The following is a 19411-nucleotide window of genomic DNA, read 5'->3' as shown; positions in this document are numbered from 1 at the left end:
CTGTCCAACAAAAAGGGAACTAGCTTTTTATCATTAATGCAAATGATTCCCATTGTTTTCAAAAGAAAATGACTCCCGCCGCACTCCCCCCTGTCGCATTTGCCCCACGCCGTCTTCCCGTCTTCCGCCTGACCCTTGCCGCCGCCCTGCTGGCCCAGGCCGGCGTTCCCGCCTTGGCCCGCGCGGCCGACGAGGTGCCGCAACTGAGCCCCGTGCGCGTGACGGGCGCCGCCGAAAAGCTGTCCGACCCCGGCCAGACCGAGGGCTCGCAGTCGTACACCGCCAATACCGTCACCGTCGGCAAGACCGGCGCCAACGTGCGCGACATCCCCAACTCGGTGTCGGTGGTGACGCGCCAGCGCATGGACGACCAGAACATGGTCTCGGTGGAGGATGCGCTGCGCGAAACCACCGGCGTCAGCGCCATGACCTATGGCGACGGCACCGCCTACTTCACCGCGCGCGGCTACGAGACCGACGTGCAATTCGACGGCGTGCCGGCCAACGGCGCGTTGCAGTACCTGCCCCAGTTCGACCTGGCGCTGTACGACCGCGTCGAGGTCCTGCGCGGCCCGGCCGGCCTGCTGCAGGGCTTCGGCAGCCCGGCCGGCACCGTCAACCTGGTGCGCAAGCGGCCGCTGGACACCTTCAGCCTGACCGGCGCGGTGATGGCCGGCTCGTGGAACAACTACCGCACCGAGCTGGACGCGACCGGCCCGATCACGGCCGACGGCCGGGTGCGCGCCCGCGCCGGTTTCGCCGGCCAGGACCGCGATTTCTTCTTCGACAAGGCCCACAACCGCCAGGGCCTGGCCTACGGCTCGCTCGAATTCGACCTGAGCGCCAACACCACGCTGACGCTGTCGGCGGCCTACCAGCGCCAGCGCGAGGCGCCGTTCGACTACGGCCTGTCGATCTACTCGAACGGCCACATCATCGACTCGCCGCGCAAGGGCTTCTACGGCACCGACTGGTCGCGTGGCGACACCACCATGTCCGAAATCTATTCGGAACTGAGCCACCGCTTCGCCAACGGCTGGACCGGCCAGGTATCGATGAACTACCGCTCGACCGACATGGACAGCCGCTACGGCTACGTCAACGGCCCGGTCAATCCCGTCAACGACCGCGCCGGCTACCGCCTGCAGGTGCAGAAGGACCAGATCCGCTGGATGGGCTTCGATACCCATGCCTCGGGCCCCTTCAGCCTGCTGGGCCGCACCCACCAGGCCATGATCGGCGCCAACTACGCCGAACGCAGCCAGGACAGCCGCTCGGGCGGCGCCAATCTCAGCAACGTGTCGATCTACGACATCGACGTGCCCAATCAGGACCTGCCCTACACCTCGGGCACCGACTCCAGGACGAGCCAGATGGGCGTGTACGGCCAGCTGAGCTTCAACGTGGCCGACCCGCTGACGCTGATCGTGGGCGGACGCCAGAGCTGGTATCGCACCTCGACCCAGGACACCCTGCCGGTCGCCGGCGACACGCGGCGCGACCCCGAGGTGCGCAAGTTCGTGCCCTACTACGGCGCGGTGGCGCAGTTGAACTCGTGGCTGTCGGCCTACGCCAGCTATTCGGACATCTACGCCTTCTCGGAGGCCTGGCAGATGACGGCCGATGGCAAGCCGCTCAAGCCGCGCACCGGCAAGCAGTACGAGATCGGCCTGAAGGGCCAGTTCCTGGACGGCGCGGCCAACGCCTCGCTGGCGCTGTTCCGCATCCGCGACAAGGACCGCGCGGTGCCCGACGACGCCAACCCGGGCCGCTACCTGGCGCAGGGCGAGGCCCAGAGCCAGGGCGTCGAGGCCGAGATCACCGGCCGCCTGCTGCCCAACTGGGACGTGTACGCCGGCTACACCTACCTGCAGACCCGCTACCTGTCCGACCCGACGCAGGAAGGCCAGATCGTCAATCCGGAAACGCCCAAGCACCTGTTCAAGGTCTGGACCACCTACCGCTTCACGCCCGACGTGCTGCCGGGCTGGCGCGTCGGCGGCGGCGTGCGCACGCAAAGCCGCACCAGCCGCAACAACGTCTCGTGGCAAGGCGGCTACGCGGTGGTCGACGCGCAGATCGGCTACAAGGTGAACCGCAACCTGGACGCCTCGCTGACGCTGAACAACGTCTTCGACCGCCACTACTACGCCCGCGTGCCGTCCAACTTCTACGGCATCTACGGCGAGCCGCGCAACGTGATGCTGACCCTGCGCGCCACGTACTGAGCCCGCGCCCTCCCCCGGTCCGACAACGGGCCGGGCGGGCCCGCCATGTCAAACGGACGCCAGGATGGATCGGTTAAGGTGTAGCCCCACACCCCTTAACCCTTCATTCCTGGAGTAATGAATGACCGGATTGATTATCGTGGTGGCGGCGCTGGCATTCCTGATGCTGGCGGCGTATCGAGGCTACAGCGTCATCCTGTGCGCGCCCATCGCGGCCATGGGCGCGGTGCTGCTGACCGACCCGTCGGCGCTGGCGCCGGTGTTCTCGGGCATCTTCATGGAGCGCATGGCGGGCTTCGCCAAGCTCTACTTCCCCGTGTTCCTGCTGGGCGCGGTGTTCGGCAAGCTGATCGAACTGTCGGGTTTCTCGCGCGCCATCGTGCGCGCGGTGCTGCGGCTGATCGGCGCCGAGCGCGCCATCGTGGCCATCGTGCTGGTGTGCGCGGTCCTGACCTACGGCGGCGTGTCGCTGTTCGTGGTGGTGTTCGCGGTCTATCCGTTCGCGGCCGAGATGTTCCGCCAGGGCGGCATCCCGAAGCGGCTGATGCCGGGCGCCATCGCGCTGGGCGCGTTCACCTTCACCATGACGGCGCTACCGGGCACGCCGCAGATCCAGAACATCATCCCCACCACCTTCTTCGAGACCACCACCTGGGCCGCGCCCTGGCTGGGGCTGATCGGCGCGGCCTTCACGCTGACGGTCGGGGTGGCCTACCTGGAATGGCGCCGCAAGCGCGCCGCGCTGGCGGGCGAAGGCTACGGCACCGAGCTGCGCAACGAGCCGGACACGCCGGCCGGCGGACGCGAGCATCACCCGCTGATCGCGCTGCTGCCGCTGGTGGTGGTGGGCGTGGCCAACTACCTGCTGACGCGCTGGATTCCCGGCTGGTACCCGGCCGGCTCGCAGGTCGACCTGCCCGGCCTGCCGCAGCCCATGCCGGTCAACGCCCAGGATCAGGTGGCGCTATGGGCGGTGATGGGCGCGCTGATCGCGGGCATCGTCACCATCCTGCTGTTCTCGTTCTCGCACATCAAGGCCCACTTTGCCGAGGGCAGCAAGAGCGCGGTCTCGGGCGCGCTGCTGGCCTCCATGAATACCGCGGCCGAATACGGCTTCGGCGGCGTGATCGCGGCGCTGCCCGGCTTCCTGATGGTGGCCAGCGCGCTCAAGGCGATTCCCGATCCGCTGGTGGGCGAGGCGGTGGCGGTGACGTCGCTGGCCGGCATCACCGGCTCGGCCTCGGGCGGCATGAGCATCGCGCTGGCGGCCATGGCGCAGACCTTCATCGACGGCGCCCAGGCGGCCGGCATTCCCATGGAAGTGCTGCACCGGATCGCCGCCATGGCCAGCGGCGGCATGGACACGCTGCCCCACAACGGCGCCGTCATCACGCTGCTGGCCGTCACCGGCCTGACCCACCGCCAGTCATACGGCGACATCTTCGCCATCACGCTGATCTCGACGCTGTCGGTGTTCCTGGTGATCGCCGTCTACTACCTGACCGGCATCGTCTGACCGGCCGGACCGAAGGCCTGGCCGAAGATCTCGGCCAGCCACTGGCTGAACACCCGCACCCGCGCCGACACTTGGCGGTTCTGCGGGTACAGCACCGACACCGGCATCGGCGCCGGCGGCGCGTCGGGCAGCACCACCCTCAGGCGGCCCGACGCCAGTTCGTCGGCGACCCGGTAGCGCGGCACCTGCGCCAGCCCCAGGCCGGCCAGCGCCGCGCTGGCGTAGAGTTCGGCGCCATTGACGCTGATCACCGAACCGGGCCGCGCCAACACGTTGCGGCCGTCCACCATGAAGTCCAGCGGCAGGCTGCGGCCGGTCGATGACGAGATGTAGTCCACCGCCCGGTGACCTTCCAGGTCGTCCAGCGTGGCCGGCTCGCCGTAGCGCGCCAGATAGGCCGGGCTGGCCACGGTGACCTGCGGCATCAGGGCGATCTGCCGCCCCACCAGCGACGAATCCTGCAGCGTGCCGGCGCGCAGCACGCAGTCCACGCCCTCGCGCACCAGGTCGATCAGGCGGTCGTCCTCGCCCAGGTGCAGCACGATGTCCGGATAGCGTTCCAGAAAGGCCGGCAGGCCCGGCATCACGAATACCCGCGCCAGCGTGCCTTGCAGGTTGACCCGCAGCAACCCCTTGGGCGCGGTGTTCAGGAACGCGCCGTCCGCTTCCTCCAGGTCGGCCAGCAGGCGCACGCAGCGCCGGTAGTAGGCCTCGCCGTCATGGGTCAGCCGCACCTGCCGGGTGGTGCGTTCCAGCAAGCGCGCGCCCAGCCGCTTTTCCATGCGCTTGATCAGGTTGGTGACGGTGGCGCGGGGAATCTGCAGGTCTTCGGAGGCCTTGGAGAAACTGCGCCGTTCGGCGATGCGGACGAACACCTGCATTTCCTGGAAGCGATCCATGCCGGTCCTTATTATTAATGCAAATGAAATTATGATAGCAAAACCAAGGTAATTATCTTCCACTTGGAATAGTCCATGATTCGTCTCACCCACTCACCCGAAGGAGAAACCATGACTTCCCAAGCTTCCCAACGCGTTGCCCTGGTCACCGGCGCCTCGCGCGGCATCGGCGCCGCCATCGTCCGCCGCCTGGCCGCCGACGGCTTCGCCGTCGCCATCAACTACGCCTCCAGCGCCACCGAGGCCGACGCCCTGGCCGGCGAGATCCGCGCGGCCGGCGGCCGGGCGCTGGCGGTGCGCGCCGACGTCTCCAAGGCCGCCGAAGTGCGCGCCATGTTCGACCAGGTCGAAGCCGGCCTGGGCCGCATCGACGTGCTGGTCAACAGCGCCGGCGTGCTCAAGCTGCAGACGCTGGCCGAGGCCAGCGACGAGCTCTACGACCAGACGTTCGACATCAACACCCGCGGCACCTTCAACACCTTGCGCGAGGCCGGCACGCGGCTGGCCGACGGCGGCAGCATCGTCAACGTCTCCAGCACCACGCTGGCGCTGAACATGCCCACCTACGGCATCTACATCGCCAGCAAGGCCGCGGTGGAAAGCTTCACCCGCGTGTTCGCCAAGGAACTGCGCGGCCGCCGCATCACGGTCAACGCCGTGGCGCCCGGCCCCGTCGCCACCGAACTGTTCAAGCAGGGCAAGAGCGCCGAGCTGATCGAGCACTTCGCCAAGATGCCGCCGCTGGAACGCCTGGGCCAGCCCGAGGACATCGCCGGCGTGGTGTCGTTCCTGGCCAGCGCCGACGGCGGCTGGATCAATGGCCAGGTGCTGCGCGCCAACGGCGGCCTGGCCTGAACCACGACCCGTTTCCGGAGACTTCCATGGCATCCGTCATCCTCATCACCGGCGCCGGCAGCGGCATCGGCAAGCTGTCCGCCGAAACCCTGGCCCGCGCCGGCCACACCGTCTACGCCACCATGCGCGATATCGCCGGCCGCAACGCTGGCCGCGCGCAAGCCATGCGCGACTGGGCCGCGGCCCACAAGGCCGACCTGCACCCGCTGGAACTGGACGTGCTGTCGCAGGCGTCGGCCGACGCCGCCGTCGCCGCCATCGTGCGCGAACAGGGCCGGCTCGACGTGGTCATGCAGAACGCCGGCCACCTGGTGATCGGCCCGACCGAGGCGTTCACCGCCGAAGACATGCAGCACGCCTTCGATACCAACTTCTACGGCGCCCAGCGCGTCAACCGCGCCGCCCTGCCGCAGCTGCGCCAGCAGCAGTCGGGCCTGATGCTGTGGATCAGCAGCACCACCACCAAGGGCGGCTTTCCGCCGTTCATGGGGCCGTACGGCGCGGCCAAGGCGGCGATGGATTCGCTGGCGGTGAGCCTGTCGTACGAACTGGCGCGCTTCGGCATCGAGACCTCGATCGTGGTGCCGGGCGCCTTCACCCGCGGCACCGAGCACTTCCCCAGCGCCGGCAAGCCCAGCGACCAGGCGCGTGTGGCGGCCTATGCGCGCTACGACGGCGTGATGGACCAGGTCGGCGCGCGCCTGAGCGCGCTCACGCCCGACGAAGCCACGCCGCAGGCAGTGGCCGACGAGATCACGCGCATCGTCGGCCTGCCGGCGGGCAGCCGGCCGGCGCGCTCGGTGGTCGACTTCGTCGGCGATGGCGCCGAGCAAGTGCTGGCGCTGGCCGAGGAACTGCGGATCGCGTTCGCCGAGCGCATCGGCATTGCCGACCTGCTGCATCCGTCGGCGCCGCGCGCCTGAAAAAGGCGGCGTCCCCGCCAGACGGCAACACGGGCGGGAACGGTAGAATCCGGCATCCGCCGCGCGTCATCGACGACGCGCGGCGAGTGGCTCTTCATGGGGAAACCGCCATGCCGGCACCGCAGCCCTCCGCCTTGCAACCCGACCGCCGCGCCGCGCGCGACGGACAACAGAAACAGACCCGTGCCTGGGCCCGCGCCCTTGCCGCGGTCGCGCTTTGCGCCGGCCCCTGGGCCGCCCGGGCCGCCCCGGACGTGCAGACCGGCGACCTGATCTTCCAGCAATCCCGCTCCGCGCAGAGCCTGGCGATCCAGCAGGCCACGCACTCGCCCTACAGCCACATGGGCATGGTCGTGATACGCCAGGGCGCGCCCTACGTGCTGGAAGCGGCCGCCACGGTCAGCTACACGCCGCTGGCCAAATGGGCGGCGCAGGGCGAAAACGGAAAATACGTCGTCAAGCGCCTGCGCGACGCGTCGCGCCTGACGCCCGAGACGCGCGAACAGCTGGCCAGCACCGGCGCGCGCTATCTGGGCAAGCCCTACGACGCGGCCTTCGGCTGGTCGGACGAGCGGATCTACTGCTCCGAGCTGGTCTGGAAAATCTACCAGCGCACGCTGGGCCTGCAGATCGGCGCGCTGCAACCCCTGAAGCAGTTCGACCTGAATTCGCCCGACGTGCGCGCCAAGATGCAGGAACGCTACGGCAAGGACATCCCCTGGGATGAACCGATCATCTCGCCCGCTGCGATGTTCTCCTCGCCGCTGTTGGCCACGGTGCCGGACCGGTAACGCGGCGGCTGGCGTGACCGGTCACGCAATCGGTCACGCCATCGGCAGCGCCACCGGCCGCCCGGCCCGCGCCTATTGCGGCATGTCGAAGCCCTGCTCGCGCAGGAATTTCGCCACCACCGGCTCCCACTTTCGCGGTGAATGGGTGAACAGGCTGTGGCCGTTCTCGCCGTCCGGTCCCATCGGCACGAAGGTGGCGTGGCCGCCGGCCTGGTTGTAGGAATCTGCCCAGCGCCTGGGCCAGTCCGGCCCCCAGTACAGGTCGTTCTCGGTGTAGATCCACAGCATCGGCAGGCGCGTCGTCCGGCCATAGCCCGCGTAGCTGGCTTCGATCTGGTCGGGCCGGCACGACTTGCCGGGCGAGCGCACCGGATCGCCGCCGGAGCCTCCGGCGAAGTTGATGGCGGCCTTCACCCCCCGCGGGTTCTGCGCCGCCAGGGCCACGGTGGACCCGCCGCCCACCGACTGCCCCAAGACCACCACCCTGCCCGGATCCACATCCGGGCGCTGCGCCATCACCCGCAGCACCTGGTCGATCTGGCTGGCGGCGCGGTCGAACATGGGCGTGAAGCGGCGATCATGACAGGGACCGCTGCGCTCCAGGTCGGGACCGCCCGTGACGCCGTAGCCCAGCCGCACCGGCACCGCGACCACGAAACCGGCATCGGTGAAGAACCTGGACGCCGCCGTGTAGCGCGCGCGTCCCAGCTTGGCGCGGCCAGCCGCGTCGCCGGCCCGGCCGTGATTGATCAGGATCAGCGGATGGCGCCCCTCACCGGCCGGGGTGAAGACGGTCACCACCAGTTCGCCCGCGGCGCTGCCGCCGTTCTCCAGCGCCACCCGCACCGGCACCTTCTGCACGCTCTCGTTGGCGGCCAGCTTGGGCGGCGGGGCGGCGCACGCCGTCAGCAAGCCGATACCGCCGATCATCACGACTCTTGCCAGAACACCCATGTCGCCCCTCGTCAGGAATAGGCTCGCCGCCCGGGTGAGCGCAAGATACTCCGAGCGCGCCCGCCCCGCCATCGTCGCGAACCCGGCCCGCGGCGATTTATTCCGGGTTGGACTCATTCCATGAAAATTACTTGTTTGTCGTGATCAACGGCCGGGCCTAGCATGACCGGCATCGCCCACGATTCCAATGGAGACAGCAAGCCCATGAGCGCCCCGATTCCCGCCTTCCCCCACAGCCACATCGAGCGCGACGCGCGCGGCGTCTACACGCTGCGGATCGACGACGCCAAGAGCCTGAACATCCTGGCCTCGCCGGTCACGCTGGGCCTGACCCAGGCGGTGCGCTGGATCGCCGCGCAGGCCGACGCCCGCGCGCTGGTGCTGCGCGGCAGCGGTGACAAGGCCTTCGTCGGCGGCGCCAACATCTATGAAATGGCCGAGCTCGATCCCGACGGCGGCCGCGCCTTCATCACCCGCCTGCGCGACCTGTGCGAAGCGGTGCGCGCGGTGCCGGTGCCGACCATCGCCCGCCTGCCCGGCTTCTGCCTGGGCGCCGGCATGGAACTGGCCGCGGCCTGCGACATCCGCCTGGGCTCGCGCGACGGCGTCTTCGGCATGCCCGAGGTGCAGGTCGGCATTCCGTCGGTAATCCACGCCGTGCTGCTGCCGGCGCTGATCGGCCCGGGCGCCACCAACTGGCTGCTGCTGACCGGCGCCACGGTCGACGCCGAGCAGGCGCTGCGCTGGGGCTTCCTGCAGTTCCTGTGCGAGGCCGGCGAGCTGGACGCGCTGGTCGAGCGCACCGTCGCTCCCATCGCGCACAGCGGACCGCTGGCCGTGCGCTCGCAGAAGGCGCTGCTGCGCTATTGGGAAACGTCGACGGTCGAGGCCGGCCTGGACCGCAGCGTCGACGCCTTCGGCGCGGCCTTCACCACCGACGAGCCGCGCCAGCACATGGCGCCGTTCCTGGCCCGCAAGCGCGCGCGGGAGGCGCAATGACGGCGGCAGCCCCGGCCAGCGGCCCGCTGGCCGGCGTGCGGGTGGTCGACATGACCTCGGTCGGCATGGGCCCCTACGCCACCCAGATCCTGGGCGACATGGGCGCCGAGATCATCAAGGTCGAAGCGCCCGAGGGCGACGTGTTCCGCGCCTCGGCGCCGGCCGCCTCGCCCGGCATGGGCGCGGTCTACCTGAACCTGAACCGCAACAAGCACAGCGTCACGCTGAACGCCAAGGACCCGGACGACCTGCAACGGCTGCTGCGGCTGGTCGACGGCGCCGACGTCTTCATCTCCAATGTGCGGCCGCGCGCGCTGGCGCGGGCCGGCCTGGACGCCGCCAGCCTGCGGGCGCGCAACCCGCGCCTGATCTACTGTTCGGCGGTGGGCTTCGGCCAGGACGGCCCCTACGCCGCCCAGCCGGCCTTCGACGACATCATCCAGGCCATGAGCGGCCTGGCCGACCTGCAGGGCCGCAACAGCGGCGCGCCGGCCTATATCAACACCATCATGGCCGACAAGGTGGCCGGGCTGACGCTGGCGTACGCCATCCCGATGGCGCTGTACGAGCGCGAGAAATCCGGCCAGGGGCAGGCGATCGAGGTGCCCATGTTCGAGACGCTGGTGTCCTTTACCCTGATCGAGCACATGGGCGGGCGCACCTTCGAGCCGCCGCGCGGCGGCATGGGCTACAGCCGCGTGCTGTCGCCGGAGCGCCGGCCCTACCGCACCCGCGACGGCTTCCTGGCGCTGCTGCCGTACACCGATGCCCAGTGGCAGCGCTTCTTCACCCTGGCCGAACGCGCCGACCTGGCGGCCGACCCGCGCTATGCCAGCGCCCAGACCCGCGCCCGCAACTTCGACGCGTTGTACGCCGACCTGGCGGCCATCGTCGCGCTGCGCGGCACCGAAGACTGGCTGGCGCTGCTGGCCGACGCCGACATCCCGCATTCGCGCGTCAACCCGCCCGAGGCGCTGTTCGAGGACCCGCACCTGGCCGCCACCGGCTTTTTTCAGCGGGTCGAGCATCCCACCGAAGGCACGCTCACGGCCACCGCGATCCCGGTGCGCTTCTCGCGCACGCCGGGATCCATCCGCCGCCTGGCGCCGCGCCAGGACGCGGATCGCGATATGCTCGATCCGGATTGATCCCCCGGGACGCGGCGGGCGCGTGCTTGCGCGTCCCGGCACCACCCGGGACGCCCGCCCCCTTCCGTCGCGACCATGAACATCACCCTGAAGCAGTTGCGCGTGTTCTGCGCGCTCTACGAGTTGCGCAGCTTCACCGCCGCCGCCCGCGCCGCCTTCGTGACGCAATCGGCCGTCAGCAAGCTGTGCGCCGAACTCGAGGCCGAGGTCGGCCAGCCGCTGTTCGAGCGCTCGACCCGCAGCGTCACGCCGTGCGAGGGCGCGGCCGACTTCTACGCCTATGCCCTGGAGATCCTGGGCACGGTGCGCGCGGCCGAGCGCAGCATGTCCGGCCTGCGCTCGCTGGAACGCGGCGTGGTCGGCGTGGCCTGCTCGCCGATGATGATGGTGGGCCTGCTGGGCGGCGTGATCGCGCGCTACCACCGCCGCCATCCGGGCGTGAAGCTGGACCTGTTCGAGCTCAACACCGACGAGACCATCGAGCACGTGCGCCATGGCCGCGCCGACTTCGGCATCGTCTCCACCGACATCGACGGCGACGAACTGGCCGCGCGCGTGATCTACCGCGACACCATGCATGCCGTCTTCGCGCCCGACCATCCGCTGGCGCGCCGCAAGCAGGTGCGCTGGGCCGACCTGGCCGGCCACGAGCACATCACGCTGCGCAATGTCTATAGCGTGCGGCGCGCCGTCGACCGCATCAGCGGCGAACTCGACCTGCAATTCCAGTCCGGCATCGAGGCCGGCATGCTGACCTCGGTGCTGAACCTGGTGCGCGCCGGCCTGGGCATCACCGTGGTGCCGGGCTACGTCTGCGCCTTCGCGCGCCAGCTGGGCCTGACCACCGCGCCCATCGGTGGCGCCGGCCAGCGCGGCCACGCGCTGTGGCTGATCCAGCGCCACAGCGCGCGCCTGTCTTTGGCGGCGGACGCGTTCCTGGCCGACCTGGAAAAGACGCTGCGCGCCCGCGAGGCCGCGCCCGACCCCACCCGCTACGACGAGGACGCCGCCGGCCAGTGAAGCCGCGCCGGGCCGATGCGCACGGCGCGGGACTTATCCGGATACGGAATAGGTCTATGAAAATTAGTCCCTTGTTGCGATAAGCCACGCGGCCGCATCATGGCGGAAATCGCGGCCGCCACATGCCATCGCGGCCGGAGAAAAACACAGGAGACTTTCATGACCCGATCCCCGGAACGCAGCCGCGCGCGCCAGTTCGCCGCCGCCTGCGCCCTGGCCCTGGCCGCCGCCAGCGGCGCCGCGCAGGCCGACGACGCCTACCCCAGCAAGCCCATCACCATCGTGGTGCCGTTCTCGCCCGGCAGCGCCACCGACACCAGCGCCCGCATCCTGACGGAAAAGCTCGGCCCGCGCCTGGGCGTGCCAATCGTGATCGAGAACAAGCCCGGCGCGTCCGGCACCATCGGCTCATCCACCGCCGCGCGCGCCGCGCCCGACGGCTATACGCTGATCCTGACCAGCAGCTCGACGCACTCGGCCACGCCGGCCCTGTTCCGCAAGCTGCCCTACGACCCGACCGGCGATTTCATCCACGTCATCCGCATCGCCACCATCCCGATGATGCTGGTGGTGCGCGCCGACTCGCCCTACGACTCGGTGTCCAAGCTGGTGCAGGCCACCCGCGCCAAGCCGCTCAACTACGCCTACGGCTCGCCCACCAGCCAGATCGCCGGGGCCACCTTCAACAGCGTCGCCGGCGCCGCCGCCAACGCCGTGCCCTACAAGAGCCAGCCGCCCGCCGTCACCGACCTGCTGGGCGGCCACGTCGACTACCTGTTCGCCGACCTCTCTGTGGTGACCTCGTTCATGCACAGCGGCAAGCTCAAGGGCATCGCCTTCACCGGCCAGGCGCGTTCCAGGGACTTCCCCGACGTGCCGACGCTGGCCGAGCTGGGCTACAAGAATTTCGACCTGGTGGTGTGGGTGGGCGTGGCCGCGCCCAAGGACACGCCGGCGCCGGTGGTCGAGCGCCTGAACCGCGAGATCACCCGCATCCTGCACGAGCCCGACAGCGTGGCCAAGTTCGAGACGCTGGGCATGCAGGTCGCCCCCAACACGCTGGCCGAGCACCAGGCCTTCGCGCAGTCGCAGCGCCAGATCTGGACCCAGCGCGCGATCGACGCGAAGATCGAGCCGCAATAGAAAAGCGGGCGCCGAAGCGCCCGTCCGTCCTGCCTGGATCGTGTCTACCCGTCAGAACCGGTACTGCGCCGTCGCCACCACCGTGCGCGGTTCACCCACGCGGATCTGGCCGGCGCTGGTGGCCGAGGCGTAGTAGGTCTTGTCGGTGATGTTGCGCACCGCCAGGCGCCAGTCCCACTGGCCGGTGCGGTAGCCGACCAGCGCGTCCCAGGTGGCGTAGCCGGGCAGCACCGCCGTGTTGGCGTTGTCGGCGTAGCGCTGGCCGACGAAGGTCAGGCCGGTCTCGCCGTACAGGCCCTCGGCTGGCTTGTAGGTCAGGAACACGCTGCCGTTGCGCTGCGCCACGTTGCTGACGCGGTTGCCGGCCAGGCCGTTCTTGTCCTCGACGATGGAGGCGTTCTGCATGCCGATGCCGCCGCGCAGGTACCAGTTGCCCGTCAGGCGGCCGGCGGCGGTCAGCTCGATGCCGCGCGAACGCTGCTTGCCGGTCAACAGCACGATGGTCGGATCGACCGGGTCGGTGGTGCGGCGGTTGTAGAGTTCCAGCTGGTACAGCGCCAGCGTGGTGCTCAGGTTCCCGTCGAGCCAGTCGCTCTTGACGCCCACTTCGTACTGGCGGGTCTGCTCCGGATCGACGTCATTGGTGTTGCCGCGCGCGTTCGGCGTGATGCCGATGAGTCCGCCGCCCGTGGGCGAGAAGGTCTTGCTGTACGAAGCGTAGAACGAATGGTCGCGCAGCGGCGTCCACACCACCCCGGCGCGCGGACTCACGCCATGGCTGTCGCGGCGGGCCGAGAGGTCCAGCATGCGGTTGGTCGAGTCGACGCTGAAGCGGTCCATGCGCAGGCCCAGCAATACCTGCCAGGCATCGTCCAGCTTGATCTGGTCCTGCACGTAATAGCCCTGGCTGCGGGTCTTGTGGCGGGCGGAACTGTTGAGCGCCATGGCGCCGTTGTGCTGTTGGGACAGGTCCGGGTCGTACAGGTCCAGCGACGGCACCGGCTGCGCGCCGGGCCCGCGGGCCAGCGTGGTGTAGAGATCGGGCGTGCGGTCCTGGTTCGCCACTTCCACGCCGAACAGCACCCGGTGCTCGATGCTGCCCGTGTGGAACAGGCCCTCGGCTTCCAGGTTGTTGCTGATGCTGCGGGTGGTCAGGTCCTGCTGCCAGCGGGTGCGCGTGACCTTGCCGGTGGCGGCGTTGTAGCCCGTCAGGTAGGTGTTGTCGAACTTGCTGTCGAGCGCGAACACGCCCAGCGTGTAGCGCAGCTGCCAGCCCGGCGCCAGCGCGTAGGCCAGGCGCGAACGGAACGATTGCGCGCGGTCGTCGATGTAGTCGCGGTCGGGGTCGCCATAGACGGTCGAGCGGCCGACGTCGGCGGGCCGGCCGTTGACGCTGGGGATGCCGCGGTCCGGCGTGCGGTCGTAGCGGCTGTACTCGTACTGCACCAGCCAGTCCAGGTCGGGCGTGATGCGCCAGTTCAGCGACGGCGCCACCAGCTGGCGGGTGCCGCCGATCTTGTGGCGGAAACTGTTGCTGTCTTCCTGGCCGATGTTCAGGCGCACGCTGACGTTCTCGCCGGGGTCGGCGCTCAGGTCGCCGTAGAAACTGCGCAGGTCCCAGCTGCCGGCCTTGGCCTCGAGCGTGGATTCGCGGCCCGGCTGCGGCGCCTTGCTGACGCGGTTGACGATGCCGCCCTGGCTGCCGCGGCCATACAGCACCGCGGCCGGGCCCTTGAGCACCTCGATGCGCTCGATGTTGTGCAGGTCGCGCACATACTGGCTGTCGTCGCGGATGCCGTCCAGGTAGAAGTCATTGCTGGCGTCGAAGCCGCGGATGCGCAGCGAATCGAAGCGCGTGTCCGCGGCGTTGGTGACGTTGGGAATGCCGGCCAGCGCCTCGCCCAGCGTGCTGATGCCGTAGCTCTGCACGTTCTCGACCTTGATCGTGTCGATGGCCTGCGGCACGTAGCGGGCGGGGGTCTGGGTGCGGGTGGCGGTGGTGACTTCAGGCACCCGCGGATCGTCGGCGTTGGCGCCTTCGACGCTGATGGCGGGCAGGTGGGCCGGCTCGGCCTGGAGGGGTACGACGGGGGCCATCAGGGCCAGCGCGGCCCCCAGGGTCAGGGTGCGCGGGACAGGGAAAACGGGCATCGCAAGCTATCTGTAAGTTTTATCGAGCCGCGATAATATCGAGAATGAAACTTATTTGTAAATGAGAATCCTATCATTTACATAGACCCCGCCTGCGCTGTTGCAACGTCACAACGGCGGGCGCGCGCCAGCCCCTCATTCATCGTTCCGGGCGTCCTGCCCCCCGCCATTCGCATGAGCCGATCATGCCACTCGCGCGCATCGTTAACCTCGCGAATTTGCGACGGTCCTCGTCCGCATCGGCGAGGCGCGCGTCCTCCATGCGGACGACGACACGACACACAACGCAATGTTTTTCAAACAATCACTCCGATATCCGCACTAGGGAGAACTCTGGCCGATCGGACGAGGTTTGCATGAGCGGAACGGGGTGCCAGCTGTATTAGGCTGGCCCCGCAGTACTCCGACTCACCTTGACCGATTGGACGAAAGCAAATGAATCAACTCATTCATCCGGACTGCCATCCCTTTACCGCCGCAGGCAATATGAAGCAAGTCTCCGCGTTCTATGAAGAAGGACGACGTGTCATGTGGATGATGCTGCGCGCCCAGCCGCGCCCCTGCTTCAATCATGAACTGATCGACGAAATCATGACCCTGGCGCGCGCCGCCAAGGACTCCGGCCTGCCCATCGACTTCTGGGTCACGGGCTCGCTGGTGCCGCAGATCTACAACGTCGGCGGCGACCTCAACTTCTTCGCCGAGGCCATCCGCACCGGCCGCCGCGAGGCGCTGCGCGCCTACGCCCGCGCCTGCGTCGATTGCGTGCACGCCGCCACTCGCGGCTTCGATACCGGCGCCGTGTCGCTGGCCATGATCGAAGGCACCGCGCTCGGCGGCGGCTTCGAGGCGGCGCTGGCGCACCACTTCGTGCTGGCGCAGAACAACGCCCGCATGGGCTTCCCCGAAATGGCCTTCAACCTGTTCCCGGGCATGGGCGGCTATTCACTGGTGGCGCGGCGCTCGGGCATGAAGCTGGCCGAGGAGCTGATCAGCAGCGGCGAATCGCACACCGCCGAATGGTTCCAGGCGCGCGGCCTGGTGGACGTGGTGTTCGAGCCGGGCGACGCCTACAAGGCCACCCGCACCTTCATCGACGTGATGCGGCCCAAGCTCAACGGCATGCGCGCCATGCTGCGGGCGCGCCAGCGCGTGCTGCAGCTGACCCGCTCCGAGCTGATGGACATCACCGAGGACTGGGTCGACGCGGCCTTCTCGATCGACCCGAAGGACCGCGCCTACATGGAACGCCTGGTGATGGCGCAGAACCGGCGCGCGCCGGCCGGCCCCGAGGGCATGATGGACGCGACCATGCATTGAGCGCGGCGGGCGCCGGCGGTGTCAGGCGATCAGGTGCAGCCGGCGCCGCTGCGCCAGCCAGGTGGTCAGCTCGGACGCGGGCATGGGCTTGGCGTACAGGTAGCCCTGCTTGGCGTCCACGCCCAGCGTGTCCAGGAAGGCGGTTTCTTCCTGGGTCTCGACGCCCTCGGCGATCACCTTCAGTTCGAGCGTGCGGGCCACCGCGACGATGGCCCGCGCCAGCGCCTGCGACACCGGGTTCTCGTTGACGCCGCGCACGAAGCTGGCGTCCAGCTTGATCGCGTCCAGCGGAATGCGGGCCAGTTGCGACAGCGACGAATAGCCGGTGCCGAAGTCGTCCAGGTGCACGCGCGCGCCCAGCTGGCGGAACTGCTTCATCAGCTCGATCGCGGCGACCTCGTCCTCGATCAGGCAGCTTTCGGTGAGTTCGATGTCGAGCAGGCAGGGATCCAGGCCGGCATCGTTGACCGCGCGCATGAATTCGCTGACCACGCCCTTGTCGTCCAGTTGCCGCGCCGACATGTTGATGGCGACGCGCAGGTCCAGGCCCTCGCGCTTCCAGGCCGCGGCCTGGCGCGCCGCTTCGCGCATCACCCACACGCCCAGCTGCGAGATCAGGCCGGATTCCTCGGCGTACGGAATGAAGACGCTCGGGCAGATCATGCCGCGCTCGGGCGAGCGCCAGCGCAGCAGCGCCTCGACGCCATCGACCTCGCCGCCGCGGCCGGCCAGCTTGGGCTGGTAGTACAGCATCAGGTGGCCTTCGGCCAGCGCCTTGCGCAGGTTGGTGTCGAGCCAGACGTAGTCGGCGTTGCGCCGGTCCATCTCGGGCTGGAACACGCGGTAGGTATGGCGCCCGGCTTCCTTGGCCACGTACATGGCGATGTCGGCGCTGCGCACCACGCTGTCGAGGTCGTCGCCGTGCTCGGGGTACATGGCGATGCCGATGGAGCAGCTGGTGTAGACCTCGATCAGTTCCTGGCGGAACGGTTCGCGCAGGCGTTCGATGATGCGCGCGGCGGTGGCTTCAAGCTGCCAGGCCTCGGCGCTTTCCTGCAGCACCAGGAATTCGTCGCCGCCCAGCCGCGCCAGCGTCTGGCCGGGCGCCAGGCAGCTGGAGATCGCCACCGCCACCGACTTCAGCAGGCGGTCGCCGAAGCCGTGGCCGTAGTGGTCGTTGATGCGCTTGAAGTTGTCCAGGTCCAGGAACAGCACGCCGCCGCTGGCGCCCTCGCCTTCGGCCAGCGCCGCCTTCAGGCGCGTGGTGATGGCGTGGCGGTTGGGCAGGTTGGTCAGCACGTCGGTGTTGGCCAGCACCCGCAGGCGTTCCTGCGCCTGGCGTTCCTCGGTGATGTCGGTGCCCGAGCAGATCAGGTAGACGCGCTTCTCGCCGCTGCCGCTGGTGACGAACTTGTTGCGGAACAGGAACAGCCGCGGGCCCTTGACCGTGTTGATCAGGCGCTCGACCTCGTACGACTGCCCGCGCTTGTAGAACTCGGCGATGTTGCGGCGCGAGGCCGCCGCCTCTTCGCGCGTCATGAACATCTCGAACACGCTGCGCCCGACGATGTCCTGCTCGCGCTTGCCGGTGTATTCCTCGCTGACCTTGTTGAAGCGCTGCACGCGGCCGTGCTGGTCGACGATGACGATGACCGAGTTGGCCTCGGACACCACGGTCTCGGCGAACGACAGGCCTTCGACCAGGTCGCGCGCGACCGAGTCGGTGTCGGTGTGGGCCGACGCGGTGCCGGCCCATTCGGTGGGGTTGATCTTGCGGCCGACCAGCCGCAGCTGGATCGGATCGCCGTACAGGACGATGTCGATGCGCAGGCTGGCGGTGATGCCGGTCAGGGCGCGAATGGCCTGCGCCTGCTCGGGCTGCAGCGCCAATGCAATGTTGGTTGCGCCCTTGATGGCGGCCAGTTCGATCGCGTTGCTGTCGGCCGCCAACCGCCAATAGGGGCTGGACGTACCGAAATGCAGGTACAGGATCGATTTTTCGTCCTGAGTCTCAGTCATTGGAGTCCCCCGCCATCCTAGGAAGGCCTGCGAGAAACATACGGCCTAGTCAGTTCGGGGTCAACCACCCGCGTGAACAGCGTTTTAGCTGTATTGCGGATTATTTCAACAGACTTGGCAACTGTCTCCCACTACCCCCTAGCGGCGCTATGCCCATTTCGCGCGAGGGGTGCAGGCTTCGCGATTGTTGCCCATTTGGCGGCGCAGCATGCAAACAATAACGTCGAAAATTTGTGACCATTTCCTGCGTGTGGCGTAAATAGGCAACAAGGGGGGACATATGTCCCCCGTTGCCCGCATCGCTTACTCCGGCTTGACCCCGGCTTCGTCGATGACCTTGGTCCAGCGCGCCAGTTCGGCCGACACGCGGGCGCTGGCATCGGCGGGCGAGGTCCACTCGGCGATGGCGCCCTGGTTCAGCAGCGACGCCTTGACGGCCGGCTTGGCCAGGATCTTCTTGAGCTCGCCGTTCAGGCGGTCGATCACCGGCGCCGGCGTGCCGGCCGGCGCGACGATGCCGAACATGGAGCTGACCTCGAAGCCCGGCAGGCCGGCCTCGGCCGCGGTCGGCACGTCCGGCAGCGCCTCGACGCGTTGCGCCGAGGTCACCGCCAGCGCGCGCAGCTTGCCCGCCTTGATGCTGGCCTGGGCCGCCGGCACGGTCTCGATCATGCTGAGCACCTGGCCGCCCATCAGGTCGGTCATGGCCGGGCCGCTGCCCTTGTACGGCACGTGCAGGATGTCCACGCCGGCGGCGCGCTTGAACATTTCGCCAGCCAGGTGCTGCGGCGAGCCGTTGCCCGCCGAGCCCATGGTGATGTAGCCGGGACGCGACTTGGCCAGCGCGATCAGTTGCTTCAGGTCATTGGCCTGCACCGAGGGATTGACCACGAACACCAGCGGCACCGTGCCGACGATGGACACCGGCGCGAAGCTCTTTTCCACGTCGTAGGTGACGCGGCCGCGGTACAGCGCCGCGTTGATCGAGTGGCTGGTCAGCGCGCCCATCAGCAGCGTGTAGCCGTCCGGCTGCGCCTTGGCGACCTGGTCGGCGCCGATGTTGCCGGCGGCGCCGGCGCGGTTCTCGACGATCACCGACTGGCCCAGCGCGCCGGTCAGCTCCTGCGCCAGCACGCGGCCGATCACGTCGGTGGCGCCCCCGGGCGGGTACGGCACGATCAGGCGGATGGGCTTGTCGGGATACGCGTCGGCGGCCAGGGCCGGCGCGGCGGCGCCGGTACACAAGGCCAACAGGGAAAGCAGCAAGGCGCGGCGGGGCCGCAGACGCAGGTCTGACATGTAGGTCTCCTGCCGGGATGGGTATAGGAATGGAACGGACGCCCGGCTCGTCAACGGCGCCAGTGTAGGAGGCCATTCTTGATTGATGAATCAGAATTTTTCTATCGACTGATCTTTTTTTAAGATCAATAAATATTTCAACGGCA

Annotated in this window: 15 protein-coding genes; 10 read left to right on the top strand and 5 right to left on the bottom strand. The window is 68.7% G+C overall.

Annotated features, from left to right (window positions below):
- The first annotated feature begins 173 nt into the window (after nt 1-173).
- Nucleotides 174-2228, top strand: coding sequence for a TonB-dependent siderophore receptor (locus tag AC1HFW_RS04680; protein WP_241072892.1), 2055 nt, complete (start codon nt 174-176; stop codon nt 2226-2228).
- Between the two features lie 121 nt (nt 2229-2349).
- On the top strand, nt 2350-3744 hold the full coding sequence (locus AC1HFW_RS04675; RefSeq protein ID WP_006394257.1) for a GntP family permease: 1395 nt from the start codon (nt 2350-2352) through the stop codon (nt 3742-3744).
- Here AC1HFW_RS04675 and AC1HFW_RS04670 read toward each other — a convergent pair.
- Nucleotides 3723-4643 (bottom strand): LysR family transcriptional regulator, encoded by a 921-nt coding sequence (locus AC1HFW_RS04670; protein WP_006394256.1) that lies wholly within the window; start codon nt 4641-4643, stop codon nt 3723-3725. The genes AC1HFW_RS04675 and AC1HFW_RS04670 overlap by 22 nt on opposite strands.
- A 111-nt stretch (nt 4644-4754) precedes the next feature.
- Between AC1HFW_RS04670 and AC1HFW_RS04665 the strand changes: the two genes are divergently transcribed.
- The 3 genes from AC1HFW_RS04665 (at nt 4755) to AC1HFW_RS04655 (ending at nt 7212) form a co-directional block, all read left to right on the top strand.
- Nucleotides 4755-5498: an SDR family oxidoreductase gene (locus tag AC1HFW_RS04665; RefSeq protein WP_061071646.1), complete on the top strand. Its 744-nt coding sequence runs from the start codon at nt 4755-4757 to the stop codon at nt 5496-5498.
- 26 nt (nt 5499-5524) lie between these two features.
- Nucleotides 5525-6421: an SDR family NAD(P)-dependent oxidoreductase gene (locus tag AC1HFW_RS04660; protein ID WP_116522403.1), complete on the top strand. Its 897-nt coding sequence runs from the start codon at nt 5525-5527 to the stop codon at nt 6419-6421.
- Between the two features lie 110 nt (nt 6422-6531).
- Entirely contained in the window at nt 6532-7212 is a 681-nt protein-coding gene (locus AC1HFW_RS04655; RefSeq protein WP_006394251.1) for a YiiX family permuted papain-like enzyme, read from the top strand.
- 72 nt (nt 7213-7284) lie between these two features.
- On the opposite strand, the gene AC1HFW_RS04650 is transcribed toward AC1HFW_RS04655, so the two are convergent.
- Nucleotides 7285-8142, bottom strand: coding sequence for a dienelactone hydrolase family protein (locus tag AC1HFW_RS04650; protein WP_479282025.1), 858 nt, complete (start codon nt 8140-8142; stop codon nt 7285-7287).
- 228 nt (nt 8143-8370) lie between these two features.
- Between AC1HFW_RS04650 and AC1HFW_RS04645 the strand changes: the two genes are divergently transcribed.
- From AC1HFW_RS04645 to AC1HFW_RS04630, 4 genes are all read left to right on the top strand, one after another.
- On the top strand, nt 8371-9165 hold the full coding sequence (locus AC1HFW_RS04645) for an enoyl-CoA hydratase (protein WP_241068465.1): 795 nt from the start codon (nt 8371-8373) through the stop codon (nt 9163-9165).
- A complete protein-coding gene (locus tag AC1HFW_RS04640; RefSeq protein ID WP_479282022.1) occupies nt 9162-10313 on the top strand; it encodes a CaiB/BaiF CoA transferase family protein in 1152 nt (383 codons plus the stop codon). Before AC1HFW_RS04645 ends, AC1HFW_RS04640 begins: the two co-directional genes overlap by 4 nt.
- A 75-nt stretch (nt 10314-10388) precedes the next feature.
- Entirely contained in the window at nt 10389-11333 is a 945-nt protein-coding gene (locus AC1HFW_RS04635) for a LysR family transcriptional regulator (protein ID WP_479282020.1), read from the top strand.
- 159 nt (nt 11334-11492) lie between these two features.
- Nucleotides 11493-12476: a Bug family tripartite tricarboxylate transporter substrate binding protein gene (locus AC1HFW_RS04630; protein WP_006394244.1), complete on the top strand. Its 984-nt coding sequence runs from the start codon at nt 11493-11495 to the stop codon at nt 12474-12476.
- A 51-nt stretch (nt 12477-12527) separates the two neighbouring features.
- Here AC1HFW_RS04630 and AC1HFW_RS04625 read toward each other — a convergent pair whose 3' ends face one another.
- Nucleotides 12528-14627: a TonB-dependent receptor gene (locus AC1HFW_RS04625; RefSeq protein ID WP_061071655.1), complete on the bottom strand. Its 2100-nt coding sequence runs from the start codon at nt 14625-14627 to the stop codon at nt 12528-12530.
- Nucleotides 14628-15062: 435 nt separating this feature from the next.
- On the opposite strand from AC1HFW_RS04625, the gene AC1HFW_RS04620 reads away from it, so the two are divergent.
- Nucleotides 15063-15947: a crotonase/enoyl-CoA hydratase family protein gene (locus AC1HFW_RS04620; RefSeq protein ID WP_035360240.1), complete on the top strand. Its 885-nt coding sequence runs from the start codon at nt 15063-15065 to the stop codon at nt 15945-15947.
- Nucleotides 15948-15968: 21 nt separating this feature from the next.
- Here AC1HFW_RS04620 and pdeR read toward each other — a convergent pair whose 3' ends face one another.
- On the bottom strand, nt 15969-17966 hold the full coding sequence (pdeR, locus tag AC1HFW_RS04615; RefSeq protein WP_116522398.1) for a cyclic di-GMP phosphodiesterase: 1998 nt from the start codon (nt 17964-17966) through the stop codon (nt 15969-15971).
- A gap of 303 nt (nt 17967-18269) precedes the next feature.
- Nucleotides 18270-19265: a tripartite tricarboxylate transporter substrate binding protein gene (locus tag AC1HFW_RS04610; RefSeq protein ID WP_479282016.1), complete on the bottom strand. Its 996-nt coding sequence runs from the start codon at nt 19263-19265 to the stop codon at nt 18270-18272.
- Nucleotides 19266-19411: the final 146 nt, after the last annotated feature.

This window comes from Achromobacter sp. ISS7, assembly GCF_056523125.1.
This window is presented reverse-complemented; position numbering and strand designations above follow the sequence as displayed.

Excerpts from the sequence above, each read along its gene's own strand:
- AC1HFW_RS04665 (WP_061071646.1), top strand. The coding sequence starts at position 4,755 with ATGACTTCCCAAGCTTCCCAACGCGTTGCCCTGGTCACCGGCGCCTCG.
- AC1HFW_RS04675 (WP_006394257.1), top strand. The coding sequence starts at position 2,350 with ATGACCGGATTGATTATCGTGGTGGCGGCGCTGGCATTCCTGATGCTG.
- AC1HFW_RS04640 (WP_479282022.1), top strand. The coding sequence starts at position 9,162 with ATGACGGCGGCAGCCCCGGCCAGCGGCCCGCTGGCCGGCGTGCGGGTG.
- AC1HFW_RS04670 (WP_006394256.1), bottom strand. The coding sequence starts at position 4,643 with ATGGATCGCTTCCAGGAAATGCAGGTGTTCGTCCGCATCGCCGAACGG.
- AC1HFW_RS04635 (WP_479282020.1), top strand. The coding sequence starts at position 10,389 with ATGAACATCACCCTGAAGCAGTTGCGCGTGTTCTGCGCGCTCTACGAG.
- AC1HFW_RS04645 (WP_241068465.1), top strand. The coding sequence starts at position 8,371 with ATGAGCGCCCCGATTCCCGCCTTCCCCCACAGCCACATCGAGCGCGAC.
- AC1HFW_RS04620 (WP_035360240.1), top strand. The coding sequence starts at position 15,063 with ATGAATCAACTCATTCATCCGGACTGCCATCCCTTTACCGCCGCAGGC.
- AC1HFW_RS04625 (WP_061071655.1), bottom strand. The coding sequence starts at position 14,627 with ATGCCCGTTTTCCCTGTCCCGCGCACCCTGACCCTGGGGGCCGCGCTG.
- AC1HFW_RS04650 (WP_479282025.1), bottom strand. The coding sequence starts at position 8,142 with ATGATCGGCGGTATCGGCTTGCTGACGGCGTGCGCCGCCCCGCCGCCC.
- pdeR (WP_116522398.1), bottom strand. The coding sequence starts at position 17,966 with ATGACTGAGACTCAGGACGAAAAATCGATCCTGTACCTGCATTTCGGT.
- AC1HFW_RS04630 (WP_006394244.1), top strand. The coding sequence starts at position 11,493 with ATGACCCGATCCCCGGAACGCAGCCGCGCGCGCCAGTTCGCCGCCGCC.
- AC1HFW_RS04610 (WP_479282016.1), bottom strand. The coding sequence starts at position 19,265 with ATGTCAGACCTGCGTCTGCGGCCCCGCCGCGCCTTGCTGCTTTCCCTG.
- AC1HFW_RS04660 (WP_116522403.1), top strand. The coding sequence starts at position 5,525 with ATGGCATCCGTCATCCTCATCACCGGCGCCGGCAGCGGCATCGGCAAG.
- AC1HFW_RS04655 (WP_006394251.1), top strand. The coding sequence starts at position 6,532 with ATGCCGGCACCGCAGCCCTCCGCCTTGCAACCCGACCGCCGCGCCGCG.